At 70.3% G+C, this 18,667-nt stretch carries 12 protein-coding genes; 8 read left to right on the top strand and 4 right to left on the bottom strand.

Translation table 11 applies throughout. From position 1 onward, the window contains the following. The first annotated feature begins 174 nt into the window (after positions 1–174). Genes gluQRS through miaE form a run of 4 tightly spaced genes read left to right on the top strand, consistent with a single transcriptional unit; the run spans position 175 to position 3,273 of the window. On the top strand, positions 175–1,119 hold the full coding sequence (gene gluQRS / locus NR810_RS14300) for a tRNA glutamyl-Q(34) synthetase GluQRS (RefSeq protein ID WP_257452864.1): 945 nt from the start codon (positions 175–177) through the stop codon (positions 1,117–1,119). 57 nt (positions 1,120–1,176) lie between these two features. Beyond that, positions 1,177–1,737 carry an AgmX/PglI C-terminal domain-containing protein gene (locus tag NR810_RS14295; RefSeq protein ID WP_257452862.1) on the top strand — a complete coding sequence of 187 codons (561 nt, stop codon included), beginning with the start codon at positions 1,177–1,179 and terminating at the stop codon, positions 1,735–1,737. Positions 1,738–1,782: 45 nt separating this feature from the next. Beyond that, entirely contained in the window at positions 1,783–2,613 is an 831-nt protein-coding gene (locus tag NR810_RS14290; protein WP_257452860.1) for a GNAT family N-acetyltransferase, read from the top strand. A gap of 36 nt (positions 2,614–2,649) precedes the next feature. Continuing rightward, positions 2,650–3,273: a tRNA-(ms[2]io[6]A)-hydroxylase gene (miaE, locus tag NR810_RS14285; protein WP_257452858.1), complete on the top strand. Its 624-nt coding sequence runs from the start codon at positions 2,650–2,652 to the stop codon at positions 3,271–3,273. A gap of 1 nt (position 3,274) precedes the next feature. Here miaE and NR810_RS14280 read toward each other — a convergent pair whose 3' ends face one another. Together NR810_RS14280 and NR810_RS14275 are read right to left on the bottom strand one after the other, a co-directional pair. Next, complete coding sequence (locus NR810_RS14280) at positions 3,275–5,530, bottom strand: ATP-binding protein (protein WP_257452856.1); 2,256 nt, start codon at positions 5,528–5,530, stop codon at positions 3,275–3,277. Between the two features lie 85 nt (positions 5,531–5,615). Then, the gene (locus NR810_RS14275; protein WP_257452853.1) at positions 5,616–7,472 is read right to left on the bottom strand and encodes an SLC13 family permease; all 1,857 of its coding nucleotides are present in this window, start codon (positions 7,470–7,472) and stop codon (positions 5,616–5,618) included. 203 nt (positions 7,473–7,675) lie between these two features. On the opposite strand from NR810_RS14275, the gene NR810_RS14270 reads away from it, so the two are divergent. From NR810_RS14270 to NR810_RS14260, 3 genes are all read left to right on the top strand, one after another. After that, positions 7,676–9,469, top strand: a complete 1,794-nt coding sequence (locus NR810_RS14270) for a phosphoenolpyruvate carboxykinase (GTP) (protein WP_257452850.1) — start codon at positions 7,676–7,678, stop codon at positions 9,467–9,469. Between the two features lie 122 nt (positions 9,470–9,591). Beyond that, positions 9,592–10,419: a tetratricopeptide repeat protein gene (locus NR810_RS14265; RefSeq protein ID WP_257452848.1), complete on the top strand. Its 828-nt coding sequence runs from the start codon at positions 9,592–9,594 to the stop codon at positions 10,417–10,419. Next, a complete protein-coding gene (locus tag NR810_RS14260) occupies positions 10,419–11,849 on the top strand; it encodes an ABC transporter substrate-binding protein (RefSeq protein WP_257452845.1) in 1,431 nt (476 codons plus the stop codon). The genes NR810_RS14265 and NR810_RS14260 overlap by 1 nt, the downstream gene beginning before the upstream one ends. Before the next feature lie 13 nt (positions 11,850–11,862). Here NR810_RS14260 and NR810_RS14255 read toward each other — a convergent pair whose 3' ends face one another. Together NR810_RS14255 and gspG are read right to left on the bottom strand one after the other, a co-directional pair. Further along, positions 11,863–12,273, bottom strand: a complete 411-nt coding sequence (locus NR810_RS14255) for a DUF5335 domain-containing protein (RefSeq protein ID WP_257452844.1) — start codon at positions 12,271–12,273, stop codon at positions 11,863–11,865. Between the two features lie 105 nt (positions 12,274–12,378). Then, entirely contained in the window at positions 12,379–12,801 is a 423-nt protein-coding gene (gene gspG, locus NR810_RS14250) for a type II secretion system major pseudopilin GspG (RefSeq protein ID WP_257452842.1), read from the bottom strand. A 409-nt stretch (positions 12,802–13,210) separates the two neighbouring features. On the opposite strand from gspG, the gene NR810_RS14245 reads away from it, so the two are divergent. After that, positions 13,211–18,667 carry a type I polyketide synthase gene (locus NR810_RS14245; protein ID WP_257452840.1) on the top strand — a complete coding sequence of 1,819 codons (5,457 nt, stop codon included), beginning with the start codon at positions 13,211–13,213 and terminating at the stop codon, positions 18,665–18,667.

Here is an 18,667-nt window from a genome sequence, read left to right as displayed (position 1 = left end):
GGTTCATCCAGGGCACGACGGGTGACGCGGGCACGCCTCCCCGCCCGGCGGAGAGCCGGGAAGTAACCTTCCGCCGGGCCCGAGGCCAGCGAAAGCTGTGCATGCCCCGTCCAGGGACCAAGGTGGGAGCGGCGGGTTCGCTCCAGGCGCGCTAGGCTGCCGTCCGGTAAACCCATGAGCTTCCGCGGACGCTTCGCGCCCAGCCCCACCGGCCGCATCCACCTCGGCAACGCCCGCAGCGCCCTGCTCGGCTGGCTCCAGGCCCGCGCGGCTGGCGGCCAGTTCCTGTTGCGCATCGAGGACCTCGACCGCGCGCGTTGCAGGCCGCAGTACCTCGAGGACCTGTACCGGGACCTCGAGTGGCTGGGGCTGGACTGGGACGAGACGCCCCTCGTCCAGAGCCAGCGCGACGACGTCTACCGGGAAGCGATGGAGAAGCTGGAGCGCACGGGCCGCGTGTACCCGTGCTTCTGCACGCGCGCGGAGATCGCCCGCGCGGCGAGCGCCCCGCATGGCCTGAGCGAGGAAGGGCCGCGCTACCCCGGCACCTGCGCGTCCCTCACCCCCGAGGCCATCGCCGAGCGCGCCCGCACGCGGGTGCCCGCCCTGCGCTTCCGGGCGGCCCCCGGCCAGTGGTGCTTCGAGGACGGGCTGCACGGCCGCTACTGCCAGGACGTGGCCACGGTGGTGGGGGACTTCGTGGTGCGCCGCAACGACGGGGTCGCCAGCTACCAGCTCGCGGTGGTGGTGGACGACACGGCCAGCGGCATCACCGACGTGCTTCGTGGGGACGACCTGCTGTCCTCCACCCCGCGACAGCTTCAAATCTACGGGGCGCTCGGTGTGACGCCTCCGCGCTTCTGGCACGTGCCCCTGGTGCTCGGAGAGGACGGCAAGCGGCTGGCCAAGCGGGAGGGCGCCTTCGCGGTGGCCGAGCTGCGTGAGCGGGGCATCGCGGTCGAGCGGGTGCTCGGGCTGCTCGCGGCCTGGAGCGGGCTGGGGGATGGCACCCCCGTGACGAGCGAGGAGCTGGTGCGGCGCTTCCGTCCCGAGCTGCTCCCCCGCTCGCCCGTCGTCGCCCGGGAAGCGCTATTGAAGGAGGCGCTGGGCCTCGAATGAAGGCCTGAGCGGGCCCGCCGGGGACGCGAACCCCCGGGGCCAGGGTTGAAGGTGCACATGTCGGGCAGAGCCGTCTTCCTCTGGGTGGTCATCCCCTTCGTGGCCCTGAGCGCGCTGGCGCTCTGGCTCACGAGGGACGCGCCGGAGCACGCCGTGCCCCCACCCCCACCCGCCCCGCTCGAGCCACCCACCCCCCTCCCCTCTCCTGCCCCTCCACCGGAACCGGCCCGGCCCGTTCCCCGCGTCGCCACGCCACCGCCCCCTCCACCCCGGGAGGAGGAGCCGATTCCTGATCCTCCCCCGGGCACCTGGGACAAGGAGGAGGTCCGGGTGGCCTTCCGGGCCCTCCAACCGCTGGTGCGCGAGTGCCTCCAGGACGCGTCCCTGCGCCACGCGGGTGCACAGACAGTGAAGCTGCGTTTCACCCTCGAAGCCCGGGGGGAGCGCGGCAGGTTCCAGGGCGCCGAGGTGGTGGAGAGCACCTTCCAGGATCCCTTCGTGCACGCCTGCCTGCTCGATGCTCTCGCCGACACACAATTTTCCGCCCCACCTGGGAAAGCGCCGCTTACCCTGAGCCACCCGTTCCACTTCCGGCCCCGGAATGACGGAGGCCCTTGAAAACCACGGCATGGCATATGGTGTACTGCGCCCCGACCGCGCGACATGCCCGTCACCGTCCAACAACTCACCTCCAAGGACAGCGATGCGCTGAAGGCGCTGCTCGCCAAGGATCCGGCACACAACATCTACCTGCTCGGATTGCTGGCGGAGTTCGGCATTGGAGACACCCGCTCCAGCTACTCCTATTGGGGCCGCTTCGATGGGAAGACGCTCACGGCGGCCGTCTTCGTGGGAGGAGGAGGCGCGCTGGTGGTGCCCTCGGCGGGTGACAGCGTGGCCACCGGGGTCATCGCGGATGCGCTGGCCGAGCGCGTGAGGCTCAAGGCGTCGGTGGGCGAGAAGCCCGCGGTGGACGCGCTGGTGCGCAGCCTGTGCGCGGGCAAGCCGCGGCTGTCCAAGACGTACCGCCTCTTCTCCGTGTCGGCCGACGACCTGGGGCCCTTCACCAATCCCCTGCTCCGGCTGGCGCGCGAGGAGGACCTCACGCGCCTGGTGCCCCTGGCGGCCGGGGCGGTGCGGGACATCCACGACCGGGACGCGCTCGCGGAGGATCCGAACTTCGAGGAGCGGGTGGCACAGCGCGTGAGGGCGCGGCGCACCTACGTGCTGGAGGAGAACGGCGAGCTGGTCTTCAAGGTGGACATCGGCAGCCGCTCCCAATTCGGGGCCGAGCTGGAGGGCCTGTACACGGTGCCCTCGCAGCGGGGCAAGGGCCACGCCACCCTGTGTCTGGGGCAGATCTCCCGCTTCCTGCTCTCGTCACTGCCGAGGCTCACGCTGAGGGTGGACGAGAAGGACGAGTCCATGGCGCGCATCGCTCGCAAGGTGGGCTACCTGGCCCAGCGCTCCCAGCGGCTGGTGCTGGTGGAGTAGCGCTCCCGAGCGAGGCGGTTACACTCCGCACGCTCCATGTCCCGTCCCACGCCCGATCGCCGTCCCCTCTCCGGAGAGGGCCCCGTCATCCTCAAGGTCCCCAGCGACCCGCGCTGGCTTCCCCTGGCGCTCGAGCGCTTCGACGAAGTGCTGGTGGACCACGCCCACTGCGAGAAGAAGGCGGCGGCCAATGCCCTCTCGCTGTTGCAGGTCTACCCGGACCTGCCCGGCCTGCCGGCGCAGATGGCGCGGCTGGCGCGAGAGGAGAGCGCGCACCTGGCCCGGGTGCTGGACCTGATGGCGGCCCGGGGACTGACGCTGGGGCGCGACGCGGGCGACCCGTACGCCCAGGGCCTGCAGAAGGCCGTCCGCACCTCCGCCGAGGGGCGCAAGGTGGACCGGTTGCTGGTGGCCGCCATCATCGAGGCGCGCTCCTGCGAGCGGCTTTCCCTCCTGGCCGAGGGACTGGCGGACCCCATGCTGCGCCGCTTCTACGGTGAGCTGGCCCAGTCCGAGGATGGCCACCAGTCGCTCTTCTACCGGCTGGCCGTCACCGCGGCGGGTGGGGACGAGGCCTCGGTGCGCGCCCGGCTGGACGTGCTGCTCGACCACGAGGCCCAGGTGCTGAACGGCATCGGCCTGCGCGCCGCCATCCACTGACTCACGCGACCTCGCTCCGCCCCGGCCGCTGCGCCTCCAGGAAGGCGTTCAGCTCGTCGAAGTCGATGGGCTTCACGAAGTGGTGGCGGAACCCCAGCGCGTGACTGCGTGCGCGGTCCCCATCCTGGCCGAAGCCGGTGAGCGCGGCGAAGACGGGGCTCGCCTCACCCATCCGCTCCCGGATGCGCTCGGCGACCCCGTACCCATCCACGTCGGGCAATCCGATGTCGAGCAGCGCCACATGCGGGCGGAGCGCGTCCACCCGGCTCAGCGCCTCCGTGCAGTCATGTGCCACGGCCACCTGGTACCCGCTCAGCTCCAGCAGGTCGGCCAGCCCGTCGGCGGCATCGACGTTGTCGTCGACGACGAGCACGCGGAGGGGCTCCCCGGACGCGTCCCCGGTTGCTGGGGGAAGCTCCTCCCGCCGCTCGCTCGGGGTGGACTGCTCCACGGCCTCCTCGTGTCCCGGCAGCCAGACCGTGAAGGAGCTGCCCCGGCCGGGACCGTCGCTGCGTGCCTCGATGCGGCCACCATGTGCCTCGACGAAGCTCCGGACGAGCGACAGCCCGAGACCGAGCCCTCCCTCGCTCCGCTCCACCGTGCGCGGCCCCTGGACGAAGGGCTCGAAGAGCCGGGGGAGCAGGTCCGGCTGCAATCCCTGTCCATCGTCCTCGACGACGAGCGTGATGCCCCCATCGCTCGCGCGGGCCCGCACCTGGAGGTGCCCGCCCGGTGGCGTGTACCTCGCCGCGTTCGTGAGCAGGTTGGCCACCACCTGTGTCAGGCGATCGGCATCCCCCAGCACCCGCAGGCCCGAGGAGGGCACATCGACCACGAGCGCGTGCCGCCGCTGCTCGACGAGTGGGGCCGTCGCCTCCACGGCCCGGGCCACCACGGAGGACAGCTCGAGCGGTTCGCGGTGAAGCGACATCCGCCCGCGGGTGATCCGGGCCACGTCCATCAAATCGTCCACGAGACGGACCACGTGCCGGAGCTGCCGCGAGATGACCTCGTGCTCGGGTGTCCCCGCGAGGCCCCGCCTCCGGAGCAGCTCCAACGAGGTGACGATCGGCGCGAGTGGGTTGCGCAGCTCGTGTCCCAGCATGGCGAGAAACGCGTCCTTCGCCCGCGTGGCCTCGACCGCTTCGGCCCGTGCCTCCTCGGCGGCGGCGAGGTTCGTGTCCCGCTCCCGCTCCCGCTCCCGCAGCAACCGCCCGGAGCGCTCCAGCGCCTCACCGAGCCGCGTGAGCTCGCGCACGCTGGACGGTTCCATGTGGTGAGGGACTCCCTCCGCGAGGGCGGCCGCGGCGGTCGCGGCTTCCGTGATGGAACGCTCGAGGCGCCGGGAGAAGACCCAGGCGCCTCCCACGCTCACCAGCAGCAGCGCGAGCCCGAACCCTCCAACGAAGAGCATCGAGCGGGTCACCGGCGTGTCCAGGGCTCCCCTGTGGCTGATGACCGCGGCGGTCCACCCCGACGGCTGCGACCGCCTGAACGCCACGTAGACCGGCACGCCATCCATCGACGTGTTGGCGAACACACCTTGCTCCGCGACCCGGGTCTTCTCGAGGAACGAGCGCGAGGCCGGCTGTCCGACGAATCGCGCGGGGTCCACGGTGCGGGCGGCCACGGTCCCCCTCGAATCGACCAGCGTGCGCGTCCACTCCTCGTTGCCGGGTGCCTGACGGGTGACCATGTCCGTGAGCGACTCCGGCGTGATGACGGCCGTGAGCACGTACCGGAGCGCTCCGTCACGCATCACCGGAACCCGGACGGGAAAGGCGAGCGCCCTTCGCGCGCCCTGGCCGACGGCGAGGTTTCCGATGACGGGCTGGTGCGTCTCGACGACACGCGTGAAGCTCTCCGTATCGGCGACGGCTGGAAGCGGGGCGCCCCACGGGTAGGCCGTGTTCACCAACGGCTGCCCGTCCGGAGAGATCAGCAGCACATGCCGCCAGGAGGGCTGCGTGCGAAGCACCCGCGTGCTCTCCTCGAGGAAGGCCTCCAACTCACCTCGATCGAGACGGTCGGACTCGGCCAGCGCCTGAAGCGTCCGGATGGAGCCCGACATCTCGCGCTCGAAGGCCGACGCGAGCGCGCGCGCCGACCGCAGCACACGAAGCTCGACGGCCTCGCGTTCCGCGCGCGCCAGTTGGAAGACCACGACCGCCGCGAAGGCGACAACGGGAATCAGCGTTCCGAGCGCGAGCCGGACGAGATGCCAGCGAAGTCGGAGGGACTGGGAGGTGGAGGACAAAGGAGGGCCCGTGGGCACGGTACTGGAGCGCCCCGGGCCTCGCAAACGAGGCCGTGCCAGGATGCGTCAACGGATGAGCACGTGCTCAAGGCTTCAACACGCGCTGGCTCACCGGCTCCCGGGGCCGTGCCGGCTCGCCCCCCGCCTTCTGGAAGGGCCAGACGACGGGCACCACCGCCACGAGGAAGGCGAGCAGCAGGGCCGTCAGCGGAGTGCCCAACCGGAAGAAGTCGGTGAAGCGGTAGTGGCCGGGGCCGTACACCAGCACGCAGCTCGGCTCGAGGGGCGTGATGAAGGAGCAGCTCGCGGCCAGCGTCACCCCGATGGCGAAGGGACGCGGGTCCACGCCCAGCTGGTGGGCGGCGCCGATGGCCACCGGGAGCATCACCAGGGCCGCGGCCTGGTTGCTCATGGGCGCCGACAGCAGGATGGTGAGCGTCATCATCACGAACAGCACCGTGCGTGGGCCTCCGTAGCTGCCGAGTCCCGCCGCCATGTTGCCCAGGAACCTGCCCGCACCGCTCTCCTCCATGGCCACGCCGAGCGCCATCATGGAGCCGATGAGCAGCACCACGCGCCAGTCCACGCGGAAGGCCCGCCGCGCGTCCACGCACCCGGTGGCGATCATCGCCAGCATGCCCGCCAGTCCCGCCACGGACAGCGGCACCAGCTTGACGGTGCCCGCCGCGAGCGCCCCGAGGAAGAGCACCACCGCCAGCAGCCACTTGCCGTAGCGCGGCGGCTGGTACTCCACGTCCCCGAGCACGAGCAGGTTGACGCCATCCGACAGCTCCTGCACCCGATCCCGGGGGCCGCGCAGCAGCAGCACGTCACCCACCGACAGCGGCAGCGCGGACAGCGACTGCCCGCCGAAGAGCCGCCCCAGCAACTGAAGCTTCGTCAGCCGCTGGATGGCGGGCTTGCGGTGCAGCGCCAGCGCCACCAGCCCATAGCGCTCCAGGAAGAGTGTCTCCTTCAGACTGCGGCCGATGAGCGGGCTCCCCGTGGGCACCGTGGCCTCCACCAGGATGGTGTCCTGGGGCCGCAGGTCCGTGTCCGACAGCCGCATGTCCGGACGGATCTCGATTCCCTTCAGGTCCTTCACCCGGAGGATGTCCTCGCGGTTGCCCTCGACGATGAGGCGCTCGTCCCCCACCAACCGGTACGTGGGCACCGCGGGCAGCGACTGGCCGTCGCGGATGACCCCGATGACGCGCAGCCCCAGGCCCTCCGTTATCTCCGCCAGCTCCTTGCCCTGGTAGCGCGAGTCGGCGGGCAGCACCGCCTCGGTGAGGTAGTCACGCAGAATCCAGTCGGACACCGTGCCCTTGCCCACGCGCGAGGGCAGCAGCAGCGGCCCGAGGAACACCACCACCAGCATGCCCAGCACCGCCACCGGCAGTCCCACCGGAGACAGCTCCGTCACCCCGATGGGCGCCAGTCCGAAGCGCGGGAAGGCCGCGGAGGCCACCAGGTTGGTGGAGGTACCGAACAGCAGCACCATGCCTCCCAGCATGGAGGCGTACGCCAGCGGCAGCAGCACCTTGCTCTTGGGCACCTTGGCGCGGTGCGCCGCGCCGATGGCCACCGGCAGGAACGCCGCCGTCGTCACCGTGTTGGAGACGATCGAGGAGAACGTCGCCACCACCACCATCATCGCCAGCACGAACGTCTGGTGTCCGAAGCGCGCGAAGAAGGCGAGCCTCTGTCCGACGAGCTGCACCACACCCGTACTGGCGAGCCCTTCCGTCATCGCCAACAGGGTGAAGATGAAGATGACGGTGTCGTTGCTGAACCCCTCGAAGGCCTGCTGGGGCGTCAACACTCCGGTGAGCGCCAGCAGACATACCACCACCAGCGAGCTCACCTCGATGGGAACCACGTCGATGGAGAAGAGCACCAGTGCGACCAGCACGATGCCCAGCACGATTGCGATGGCCATGGACGCCGACCAACCTGTGCCCCCCTGTGCCCAACGGTGAGCCCTCCTCCGCGACGAAAGTCTGCTTCTGGATACTGGAGGTCCGATTAGTGAAATTGAAGGGACACGGGAGCGCCGGGACGGGGAGGGCCCAGGGGGGTTGTTGCTTTTATAGGGAGCAGCCAGGAAGGTTGCGCCCACTCAATTTCCGAGGAGATACGCGAATGGCCCCGACCCAAACCGCAGCGCTCCAGGGCAGCGCTCCCACGAAGAACGCGGAGCTGCTGGCCTGGGTGGCGAAGATGGCGCAGATGACGCAGCCGGACGAAATCGTCTGGTGCGACGGCTCGGAGGAGGAGAAGAAGCGCTTCACCGACCTGGCGGTGAAGCAGGGCATCCTCATCCCCCTCAACCAGCAGAAGCGCCCCGGCTGCTACCTGCACCGCTCCAACCCCAATGACGTGGCGCGCGTGGAGCACCTCACGTTCATCTGCACCACGAACAAGGAGGACGCCGGCCCCACCAACAACTGGATGGAGCCCGAGGCGGCCTACACCAAGCTCACCCACCTGTTCACCGGCTGCATGAAGGGCCGCACCATGTACGTGGTGCCCTACGTCATGGGCCCGCTGGGCAGCCCCTACGCCAAGATCGGCGTGGAGCTGACCGACAGCGTCTATGTCGCCCTCAACATGCGGATCATGACCCGCATGGGCAAGGCGGCGCTGGACATGCTGGGTGACTCCAACGACTTCAACCGCGGCCTGCACAGCACGGGCGATCTCAACCCGGACCGCCGCTACATCTGCCACTTCCCCCAGGACAACACCATCTGGAGCTTCGGCAGCGGATATGGCGGCAACGTGCTGCTGGGCAAGAAATGCCTCGCCCTGCGCATCGGCAGCTACCTCGGCCAGCACGAGGGTTGGCTCGCCGAGCACATGCTGATCCTCGGCGTCACCAGCCCCAAGGGTGAGACGACGTACGTGGCGGCCGCCTTCCCCTCCGCGTGCGGCAAGACGAACTTCGCCATGATGATCCCGCCCAAGGAGTACGAGGGCTGGAAGATCGAGACCGTGGGCGACGACATCGCCTGGATGCGCGTGGGACCGGACGGGCGGCTGTGGGCCATCAACCCCGAGGCCGGCTACTTCGGCGTGGCCCCCGGCACCAACTACAAGAGCAACCCCAACGCGATGGCCTCCGTCGCCAAGGACACCATCTTCACCAACGTGGCCATGACGGCCGACGGCGACGTGTGGTGGGAGGGCATGGACGGCGAGGTCCCCGAGGAGCTCACCGACTGGCAGGGCCGGCCCTGGAAGCGCGGCAGCACCGAGAAGGCGGCGCACCCCAACAGCCGCTTCACCGCGCCCGCCACCAACAACCCGGTCCTCAGCCCCAAGGCCAACGACCCCATGGGCGTGCCCATCTCCGCCATCATCTTCGGCGGCCGCCGCTCCAACACCGTCCCGCTCGTCATCCAGGCCTTCAACTGGACCCACGGCGTGTTCCTGGGCGCCACCATGGGCAGCGAGACCACCGCCGCCGCCACCGGCAAGGTGGGCGTGGTGCGGCGCGACCCCATGGCCATGCTGCCCTTCTGCGGCTACCACATGGGTGACTACCTGCAGCACTGGCTCAACATGCAGAAGAAGATCTCCCACCCGCCGAAGATCTTCCAGGTCAACTGGTTCCGGCAGGACAAGAACGGCAAGTTCATCTGGCCGGGCTTCGGCGAGAACATGCGCGTGCTGGAGTGGATCGTGAACCGCGTCCACGGCCGCGTCCCCACCGAGGAGACGCTGCTGGGCTGGGTGCCGCGCGCCGACCAGGGCCTCAACCTCAAGGGGCTGGACCTCTCGCAGGAGGCCGTCACCGAGGTCACCTCCATCAAGGAGGACGAGTGGAAGGCCGAGCTCAAGAGCCAGGAGCCCTTCTTCGAGTCGCTGGGCCTCAAGGCCCCCGAGGCCCTCACGCTCCAGCGCAAGCTGCTCATCTCCCGCCTGGGCACTTGAGCCGGGTGTAGGAGCGGCTGAGACCCGCCGTGTTCCGGGGCCGTCCCGCCATCAGGTGGGGCGGCCCCGCCGTTTCCAGCCCTCTTCGCCCGGTGGGGAGTTCAGGAGTAGGCTCTCCAACCATGCGATTGTTCCTGGTTTTGTTGGCGGCCCTCCTGCTCGCGCCCCCGCAGGCCCGCGCTCAACGCGGCGCGGCACGTGGCAATCCGAAGGAGCTCATCAAGCAGGCCGAGCGGCTGTACGACCAGAAGAAGTACCTGGAGGCCGCGGAGGTGCTGGAGAAGGCGCACGAGGCGTCGCCCAACCCGGATCCGCGGCTGCTCTACAACATCGCCCGCGCGTACGACCAGGGGGGCAAGGAGCGCGAGGCCATCCAGTACTACGAGCAGTACAAGGCCAAGGGGACGGACCTGACGCTCATCAAGCGCGCCGACCTCTTCATCGACCGGCTGAAGCTGCAGTTGCAGAAGGAGGAAGCGCGGGCGGCGGCCTCGGCGAGCGAGCGCAAGCGGTTGCAGGAGGAGGCCGCGTCGGCCCGGCGGCGCGCGGACGAGGAGCGGCAGGCGGCCCGCCGCGCCGACGAGACCAACAAGCTGCGTCTCAAGGAGGCCTATGAGGACGCGCTCGCCGCGCGCAAGCGCATGCAGGTGACGTCCTTCGCCCTGGGTGGCGTGGCGCTGGTGGGCCTGGGCGCGGGCACCGTCTTCGGGTTGCAGGCCCGGAGCGCACGCAACGACTTCGACAAGGCCACGGAGTTGGATCCGAAGCTCGCGGCGAAGACCGCCACGCGCACCAACGCGCTGCTGGCGGACATCGGCTTCGGTGTGGGCGTGGCCAGCGCGATCGCGGCCGTCCTCCTCTACCCCAAGGAGCCCCTGCCCCCGCCGGGCAAGCCCCGGGTGACGCTGGCCCCCTCGGGCGCTGGCGCCGGCATGGAGGTGAGCTTCTGATGCGCGCGCTGACCTTGATGGGAGCACTGGCCCTGCTGGCCACCGGGTGCAGCTTCACCACCGCGGCGGGGCTCGACCAGTGCGAGACGAGCGCCGATTGTGCCTCCGACCAGGTGTGCACGCGCAACGTCTGCCTGCCGCTGCCCACCGGCTGCAACGAGAAGCCCTTCGGCTCCACCGACCCTGGCGCCATCGCGATGGCCGCCCTGGTGCCCGTCCACACCAGCACGGAGCCGGGCGCGGGCGTGGACGTGTCCGACGAGCAGGCGCTCAACGCCCTCCTGCTCGCGCTCGATGAGATCAACCAGCGCGGCGTCGTGAACAAGCAGATCGCCCTGTACTACTGCGACACCGCCAGCGACGTGGAGCGCGCGCGCAGGCAGGCCGAGTGGCTGGTGAACGACAAGAAGGTGGCGGCGGTGGTGACGGCCGGCAGCAGCCAGTCGCTCGAGGTCGCCAAGGTGACCATCGGCAAGGGCGTGCTGCTCATGAGCTACAGCGCCTCCTCGCCGGAGCTGACGGTGCTGTCGGACACCAACAACGGGGCCGCCCCGGCGGGGCTCGTGTGGCGCACCTCGCCCTCGGACGCCATCCAGGGCAGCGTCATCGCCCACCTGCTGCGCACCGACAGCCGCTTCGGTCCCCAGACGACCACGAGCAAGGTGGGCATCCTCTACGTGGACGACCCGTACGGGCAGGGCCTCGCCAACATCATCTCCGACCGGCTGCTCAATGGGGATGCCTCCCGCCGGGTGCCCAACCGGACCTTCTCCTACCCCAAGCGCGGGGACGTGAAGTCGGCGGTGGATCAGCTCGAGATGTACGCGCCGAACCTCACCGTGCTCATCGGCTTCGCGGATGACGCGGCGGCCATCCTCAAGGAGGCCGCCACCCGGCCCACCCTCCAGCGCATCCCCGATGGCCCCCACCGCTGGTTCTTCTCCGACAGCGTGAAGGACGCGGCCCTGCTGACGGACTCGCAGGCGGCCGCCCAGGCCCGGGGCTTCCATGGTACCGCCCCGGCGCAGGGCACCGGACAGGCCTTCAGCACGTTCCAGAACCGCTTCCTGGACAAGTACAAGAAGGACCCGGCCGCGTACGGCTACACCTCCAACGCCTATGACGCCATGTACCTGCTGGCGCTGAGCGCGTCCTGGTCCCTGGGCACCTCCAACACCGTGACGGGACCGAAGCTGGCCGAGGGCCTGACGAAGGTGTCCACCGGCGCGACCAGCCCCCAGACCCAGCTCACCAACTCCAACTTCACCTACCTGTCGACGGAGCTGGCCGCGGGCCGGAGCGTCAACGTGGATGGCGCCAGCGGCCAGCTGGACTTCGACGCCAGCGGCGAGGCGCGCTCCCCCGTGGAGCTGTGGCAGGTGGGGACGGCGGGCTTCGAGACCCTCCCCCCCACCCTGGATCCTCCGTAGTCCGGAGCAATCCTCACGGCCCCGGTGCCGGCTCCTCCTGGTCGGCACTGGAACCCAGCAGGACCGTCGCCGGCAGGCCGGGATGGCGCTCGAAGAAGATGAGCGTCTTCCCGTTGGCCGCGTCCTCGATCTCGATGCAGTCGATGTTCCCGGAGTCCTCCACCTTGAGGTACACGCGCGTCGGGTCATCGATGTGGTGCATGAAGTTCTGGTCGGCGTCGCCCACCGTCACCTCGAGATCTCCTATCTCCGAGCCCTTCGTCTCCAGGTCGATCCCCACCAGGGGGAGCCTGCGGGCCATCTCCTGGTCGCCTATGTCCTGGTTCTCCACCTCGATTCGAACCGGGTAGGTCTGCGCTTGCCGGCCGAGCCGCTCGAAGTAGACGGCCCAGTGCTGCCGTGGAATCTCCATCGTCCGTGCCATGGCTACCTCCTCGGGGAAGGTAGCTCCGCACGCGCCACGCGGACACGACGGGCCTCCCTCCGGCAGGAAAACGGCCAGGGCACCATCCGATGCCCCTCCACCCGGCTAGCGCCGCGCCACGGCCTCGGGGTCGCGTGACGAGATGTCCGCGGCGATCCCCTCGCCCCCGGGTGAGCCGTCTCCGCCATAAGAGGTGACGACGGGCTTGCCGCCCTCGTTCATGTACACGTACTCGTTGCCCCACGGGTCCCTGGGCAGCTCCTCCAGGGCCTGCGTCTCCACCAGCGCGCGCAGACCGTTGACCGTGTCCGGGAAGCGGCCCTTCTTCGCGTAGTAGAGCTTGAGCGCGTTGTGGATGTTGCCGATGTCCATCTTCGCGGTGCTCACCCGGGCCTCGTCGAGCTTCGGAATCACGGCCACGCCCACCGCGGCCATGATGAGGCCGAGGATGGTGATGACCACCATGATCTCGATGAGCGTCATGCCGCGCTCGCGGCGGCGCTGCGACTTCGTCTTCTTCGTGTTCATACGTTCCCCTCGTGTCCGGCCTTCCGTCAGGCCACCGGGCCGCCTGTGCAACCGGCACGCCCACGGCCCCGGCCCGGGGCGCCCCGAGGAGGGTCGGGCACTTCCCCACGTCCCCGCCGGGCCACCCGTGCCAGCACGTCCCGGAGGCGGCCGCCTGGCCTGACAGGCTGACAGCGAGTGGGTGCCAGAGGACCCGTTCACTCCCCGAGTGAGAACAGGAGTGAGACTTTCCAGCCTGCCTACCTACTCCCCGAGCGAACCTGACCACCGCTCCTGGAATAGAAGCCCGGGGGACCCCAACCGAGCACTCTGCCCCTCATTTCAGCGTGATACAGTCGACATCCCCCACGAGGTCCCATACCTCGTCCGTCCCCCTTTGGGTTCGACCCGGTTACAGAGAGAAACCCGCATGGAAGCCATCGCCGTGGTGGGACTGGGTTGCGTCCTGCCCAACGCCCTTCGCGTTTCGGACTTCTGGAACAGCATCACCGCAGGCAGGGTGTCGCTCACGAAGGTTCCCGCCCGCGCCTGGAACCACGCACTCCATTTCCACCCGGACCGCTCAATTCCAGACAAGACGCACTGCGAGCTGGGCGGCTTCATCACGGACTTCGTCTTTGATTGGCGCAAGTACAAGGTGCCGCCGTCCGACGCGCAGCAGGTCAACCCGCTGCAGTGGATGATCCTCGAGGCGGGCACCCAGGCGCTGTCCGAGGTGCGCAACATCCCCAAGGACTCCACGTCCATCATCCTGGGCGCCACGGGCCTGGGCTGGCAGCGCGACAGCGGGATGCGCATCCGCCTGGAGGACATGCTGGACGCGGTGAGGGCCACGGACGAGTTCCAGGCCCTGCCGGCCGCCAGGCAGCAGGAGCTGCTGGACGTCACGGCCATGCAACTGCGCGCGCGCCTCAAGGAGGTCAGCGAGGACAACGTGGTGGGCGCCTCGGCCAGCGTGGCCTGCGGGCGCATCAACATGCACTTCGACCTCAAGGGGCTGCACTACTCGGTGGACGCGGGCTTCGCGTCCTCCCTGGCGTCCCTGGACCTGGCGGTGCGGGGTCTACGTGACGGCGAGTTCGACCTGGCCGTCGCCGGCGGTGCGAGCGAGATGCTGACGCCGCTGGAGTTCATCGCCTTCTCCAAGATGGGCGGGCTCTCCAGCCAGGGCGCCATCCGGCCCTTCGCCGAGCAGGCGGACGGTACCCTGCTCGGTGAGGGGGTGGCCATGTTCGCCCTCAAGCGCCTGTCGGACGCGGAGCGGGACGGGGACACCATCTACGCGCTGGTGCGCGGGGTGGGCGGCTCATCCGACGGCCGGGGCAAGTCGCTGGTGGCGCCGCGCAGCGAGGGCCAGGCCATGGCCATGCGCCGCGCGCTCGAGGACGCCGGCGTGGAGCCGGGCTCGGTGCAGTACGTGGAGTGCCATGCCACGGGCACCCAGGTGGGCGACGCCAGCGAGGTGCGGGCGCTCGCCAGCGTGTACACGGGCGCGCCGGGCGGCTCCATCGCGCTCGGCTCGGTGAAGGCCAACATCGGCCACCTGCGCGCCGGAGCGGGCGCGGCCGGACTCCTCAAGGCCGTGCTCTCGCTGCACCACGGCGTCATCCCCCCGCAGCCCGGCGTGGACCAGGTCAACCCGAAGCTGGAGATGGAGCGCACGCCCTTCTTCGTGCCGAAGAAGGCCCAGCCCTACCGCCCCGACGCCCCCGCACGCGCGGCCGTCAGCTCCTTCAGCTTCGGCGGCAACAACTTCCACGCGGTGCTGGAGGCCTACCGCCCCGCCGAGCGCCGCCAGGCTCCCGCCGTCCATGTCCGCCCCAAGGCCGAGCCGCTGGCCATCATCGGCCTGGGAGGCATCTTCCCCGGCGCCTCCAACGTGAAGGACTTCTGGAAGCGCCTGCTGGAGGGCTACGACGCCACCCGGGAGATTCCCAAGGAGCGCTGGGACATCGAGCGCTATTACGACCCGGACCGCAAGGACAAGGCCTACACGAAGCTGGGCTGCTTCGTGGACGAGTTCCCCAAGCCGAGCCTGGAGATGCGGATTCCTCCGGCGGCCTGGGCCTCGTTGGATCCCTCGCACGTGCTGATGCTGTGGTGCGCGGACGAGGCGCTCCAGGACGCGGGCTTCTCCCCGGACAAGTGGAACCGCGACCGGGTGGCCATGTCCTTCGCCTTCCTGCCCTACCAGGGCAAGAAGTTCCAGGCGGACACGCGCACCCACTGGTCCGAGTTCGCCCACGAGCTGAGCCAGGCGTTGGAGAAGTCCGGCGTGCCGGCGGCCACGCGCGACGGGGTGCTGCGCCGCGCCGAGGAGCGCTACAAGGCGAACCTCCCACCCATCAGCGAGGACAGCCTCACCGGCTACCTGGGCAGCCTCAACGCCGGCCGCATCGCCAACCTGTACGACTTCCACGGGCCGCACATGGTGACGGACTCGGCGTGCGCCAGCGCCCACGCCGCGCTCCATGCCTCGTGGAAGATGTTGCAGCACCGCGAGGCCGACGTCGTCCTCACCGGCGGCGTGTGGTGCGACATGCTGCCCGAGTTCTTCATCGCGGCCTGCCGCTTCAACGCGCTGTCCGCCCACGGCAGCTTCCCCTTCAACACCAAGGCGGACGGCTTCATCCCCGGCGAGGGCGCGGGCGTCTTCGTCCTCAAGCGCCTGTCCGACGCCGAGCGCGACGGCAACCGCATCCACGCCGTCATCCGCTCCGTCGCCGGCTCCAGTGACGGCAAGGGCCGCTCCGTGCTCGCCCCCAGCGAGGCGGGCGAGGCCCTGGCGATGAAGCGCGCGCTGGCCGCCGCCAACATCCCCTCCGCGAGCGTGGATCTGGTGGAGGCCCACGGCACCGGCACCGCCCTGGGCGACGTGACGGAGGCCCGCGCCACCCACGCCGCCTACTGCGAGGGCCCGCGCAACGGACCCATCCTCCTGGGCTCGGTGAAGTCGAACATCGGCCACCTGAACGCCGCGGCCGGCACCGCCGGCATGATGAAGGTCACCCTCGCGCTGGAGAACGCCTTCATCCCCCAGTCGCTCAAGTGCGAGCCGCTCAACCCGAAGATTCCCGAGGGTGTCGAGGTGGTAGCCACCGCGCGCGAGTGGGCCCAGCCCCAGGACGGCGGACCGCGCCGCGCGGGCGTCAGCGGCTTCGGCGTCGGCGGCGCCAACTTCCACGCCATCCTGGAGGAGTACCGGCCCTCGCCGAAGAAGCCGGCGGGGGTGACGGAGGGCTCCACGTCCGAGGGCGGTGAGCCCCGGCTCGTCGCCGTGTCCGGCGCGGACGCGCGCACGTGCCTCGCGCAGCTGGACAGGCTGTGCGAGCTGCCGGAGCCGCTCGAGGACACGCGCCAGACGCCCGAGGGCCCCTTCCGCATGGCCCTCACCGCGCGCTCGCGCGAGGAGCTGCGCAAGAAGCGCGACTTCCTGCGCAAGGCGGCCCAGACGGGCGGGGACCTGGAGTTCCTGGCCCAGTCCGGCATCTTCGTCGGAGGCCCGGAGTCGCCCCTGCGCGGCGCCCCCGTGGCCATCACCTTCCCCGGCCAGGGCGGCCAGTACGCGAACATGCTCCGCCCGCTCGCCCAGGCCTACCCCCTGGTGGCGCGCACCCTGGACGAGGCGGACGCCATCTACGTGCGGCTCACCGGGCGCACGCTCACCAGCGGCTTCTTCACGAACGACCCGGGCAGCTACCAGCAGAACGACGAGGACATCCACGCGGCCGTCTTCCTGGTCAACGTGGCGCTCTACCGCCTGCTGTCGGCCCACGGCATCCACGCGGAGTACCTCATCGGCCAGAGCGCCGGCGAGCTGGCGGCGCTGGTGGCCGCGGGCAGCCTCTCCCTGGAAGAGGGCCTGCGCGCCATCCACTCGCGCACGCTCGCCGTGCTGGAGATGCCCACCGAGGACCCGGGCCAGATGGCGGCGCTCTCCTGCCCCGCCGAGAAGGTGCCCGAGCTGCTCGCGGGACTGCCCGGCTACGCGACGCTGGCCGCGGACAACGGACCGCGCGCCTGCATCGTCTCTGCGGACCGCCACGCCCTGCCCGAGCTGGTGAAGCGCTGCGAGGCCCAGGGCATCGAGTGCACCGTGCTGGCCGTCTCCCACGGCTACCACTCGGAGCTCATCGGCGCGGCCCGCCCCGCCTACCAGCGCGTGCTGGAGGGGCTGCGCTTCCGCAAGCCCCAGGCCTGCCTCGTCTCCACCATCGACGCGGCCCCCTACGGCAACCGGCCCCCGAGCGAGTACCCCGCGTTCCTCTCCAGCCAGTTCGTCGAACCCGTCCGGCTGCGCAAGGCCATCGAGGCCGCCCACCAGCGCGGCGCGCGCATCTTCATCGAAGCGGGCCCCAAATGGTCCCTTACTCAATTCACTCGCGAGACCTTGAAGGGTAAGACCCACGGGGCCATCGCGTCGATTCATCCCAAGGTAGGTGACATGGAACAGTTCAAGCGCCTCGTGGGTCATGCGTTCGTCAACGGCGTCGGCAAGCTGTCGCCGGACGAGGCGGGTGGTTTCTCCCCGGCCGATGTCGAGGAGACGCTGCTCCAGATGCCGCTCGAGGGTGTCCTGGAGCCCGCCTCCGCCATGAAGGTGGCGCTCGCCCTGGGCGAGGAGTTCGGCGTGGACGCCTCCGTGGCCCGGATCGAGGACCTGAGGACGTTCGAGTCCATCATCGCCCTGGTGGAGCGGCTGCGCGCGGAGACGCCCACGTCCACCTCCGTGGCGGCCCAGGCCCTGAGGCATGCGCCCCCCGCCCCCATGGCGGCCCAGGCCCCGAAGCAGGCGCCCGCGCCGGCCCGGCAGCCCGAGCCCGCCGCGGCGCCGGACATCGACTCCGTGGCGCTGAGGGAAGAGGTCCGCGTCGTCCTGCTGGACAACGTGGTGGCCAAGACGGGCTACCCCGAGGACATGCTCGACCTGGACCTGGACCTCGAGGCCGACCTCGGCATCGACACCGTCAAGCAGGTGGACATCTTCTCGCGTACCCGCGAGCACTTCGGCGTCCCGAGAGATCCCAACCGCTCGCTGCGCGAGTTCAACACCCTGGGCAAGGTCATCGAGCACATCGTCGAGCGCACGCTCGCGTTGAGCGCCGGTGCCGCCGCCGCGAAGGCCCCCGCCGCCCCGGCCCGGCCGAGCGCGCCGCCTCTTCCCGCCCCCGCTCCCGCCGCGGCCCGGCCGGCCGCCGCTCCCGTCATCCCGCCGGCGCCCCGCCCCACCGCTCCCGCGATGACGGTGTCCCGGCCGAGCGCTCCGGCTCCGGCCGCCCGCGCCGCCGCTCCCGCTCCAGCCCCGGCGAAGCCCACCGCCAACCTCGAGGACCTGAGCGATCAGGTCCGCGCCGTCCTCCTCAAGAACGTGGTGGAGAAGACGGGCTACCCCGAGGACATGCTGGAGCTGGACCTGGACCTCGAGGCCGACCTCGGCATCGACACCGTCAAGCAGGTGGACATCTTCGCGCGCACCCGCGAGTACTTCGGCGTCCCGAGAGATCCCAACCGCTCGCTGCGCGAGTTCAACACCCTGCGCAAGGTGGTCGAGCACATCGTCGAGCGCGTGCACTCCACGAGCGCCACGGAGCGCGTGGCCGCGGCGGTGCAGTCGGCCGCCGTCTCCGTGCCGCCCGCCCAGGTCGAGTCCCTGGGCCGCTCCGGCCATGGCTCCAATGGCCTGGGAGGCTCGCGCTCCGTGCGCGAGGCCCTGCTCGCCATGGACCTGCGTCAGGCCGGCGTGAAGAACGACGAGCTGCGCAAGCTGGGTGAGGCCATGGCCTCGCGCCTGGGAACCACCGTGCCCGAGGCGGACAAGGTCCGCACCCTTCAGGAACTCCTCCAGCATCTGGTGAAGGACCGGTAG

Origin of the sequence: Archangium lipolyticum, from assembly GCF_024623785.1 — a bacterium.
Lineage (GTDB): Bacteria > Myxococcota > Myxococcia > Myxococcales > Myxococcaceae > Archangium > Archangium lipolyticum.
This window is presented reverse-complemented; position numbering and strand designations above follow the sequence as displayed.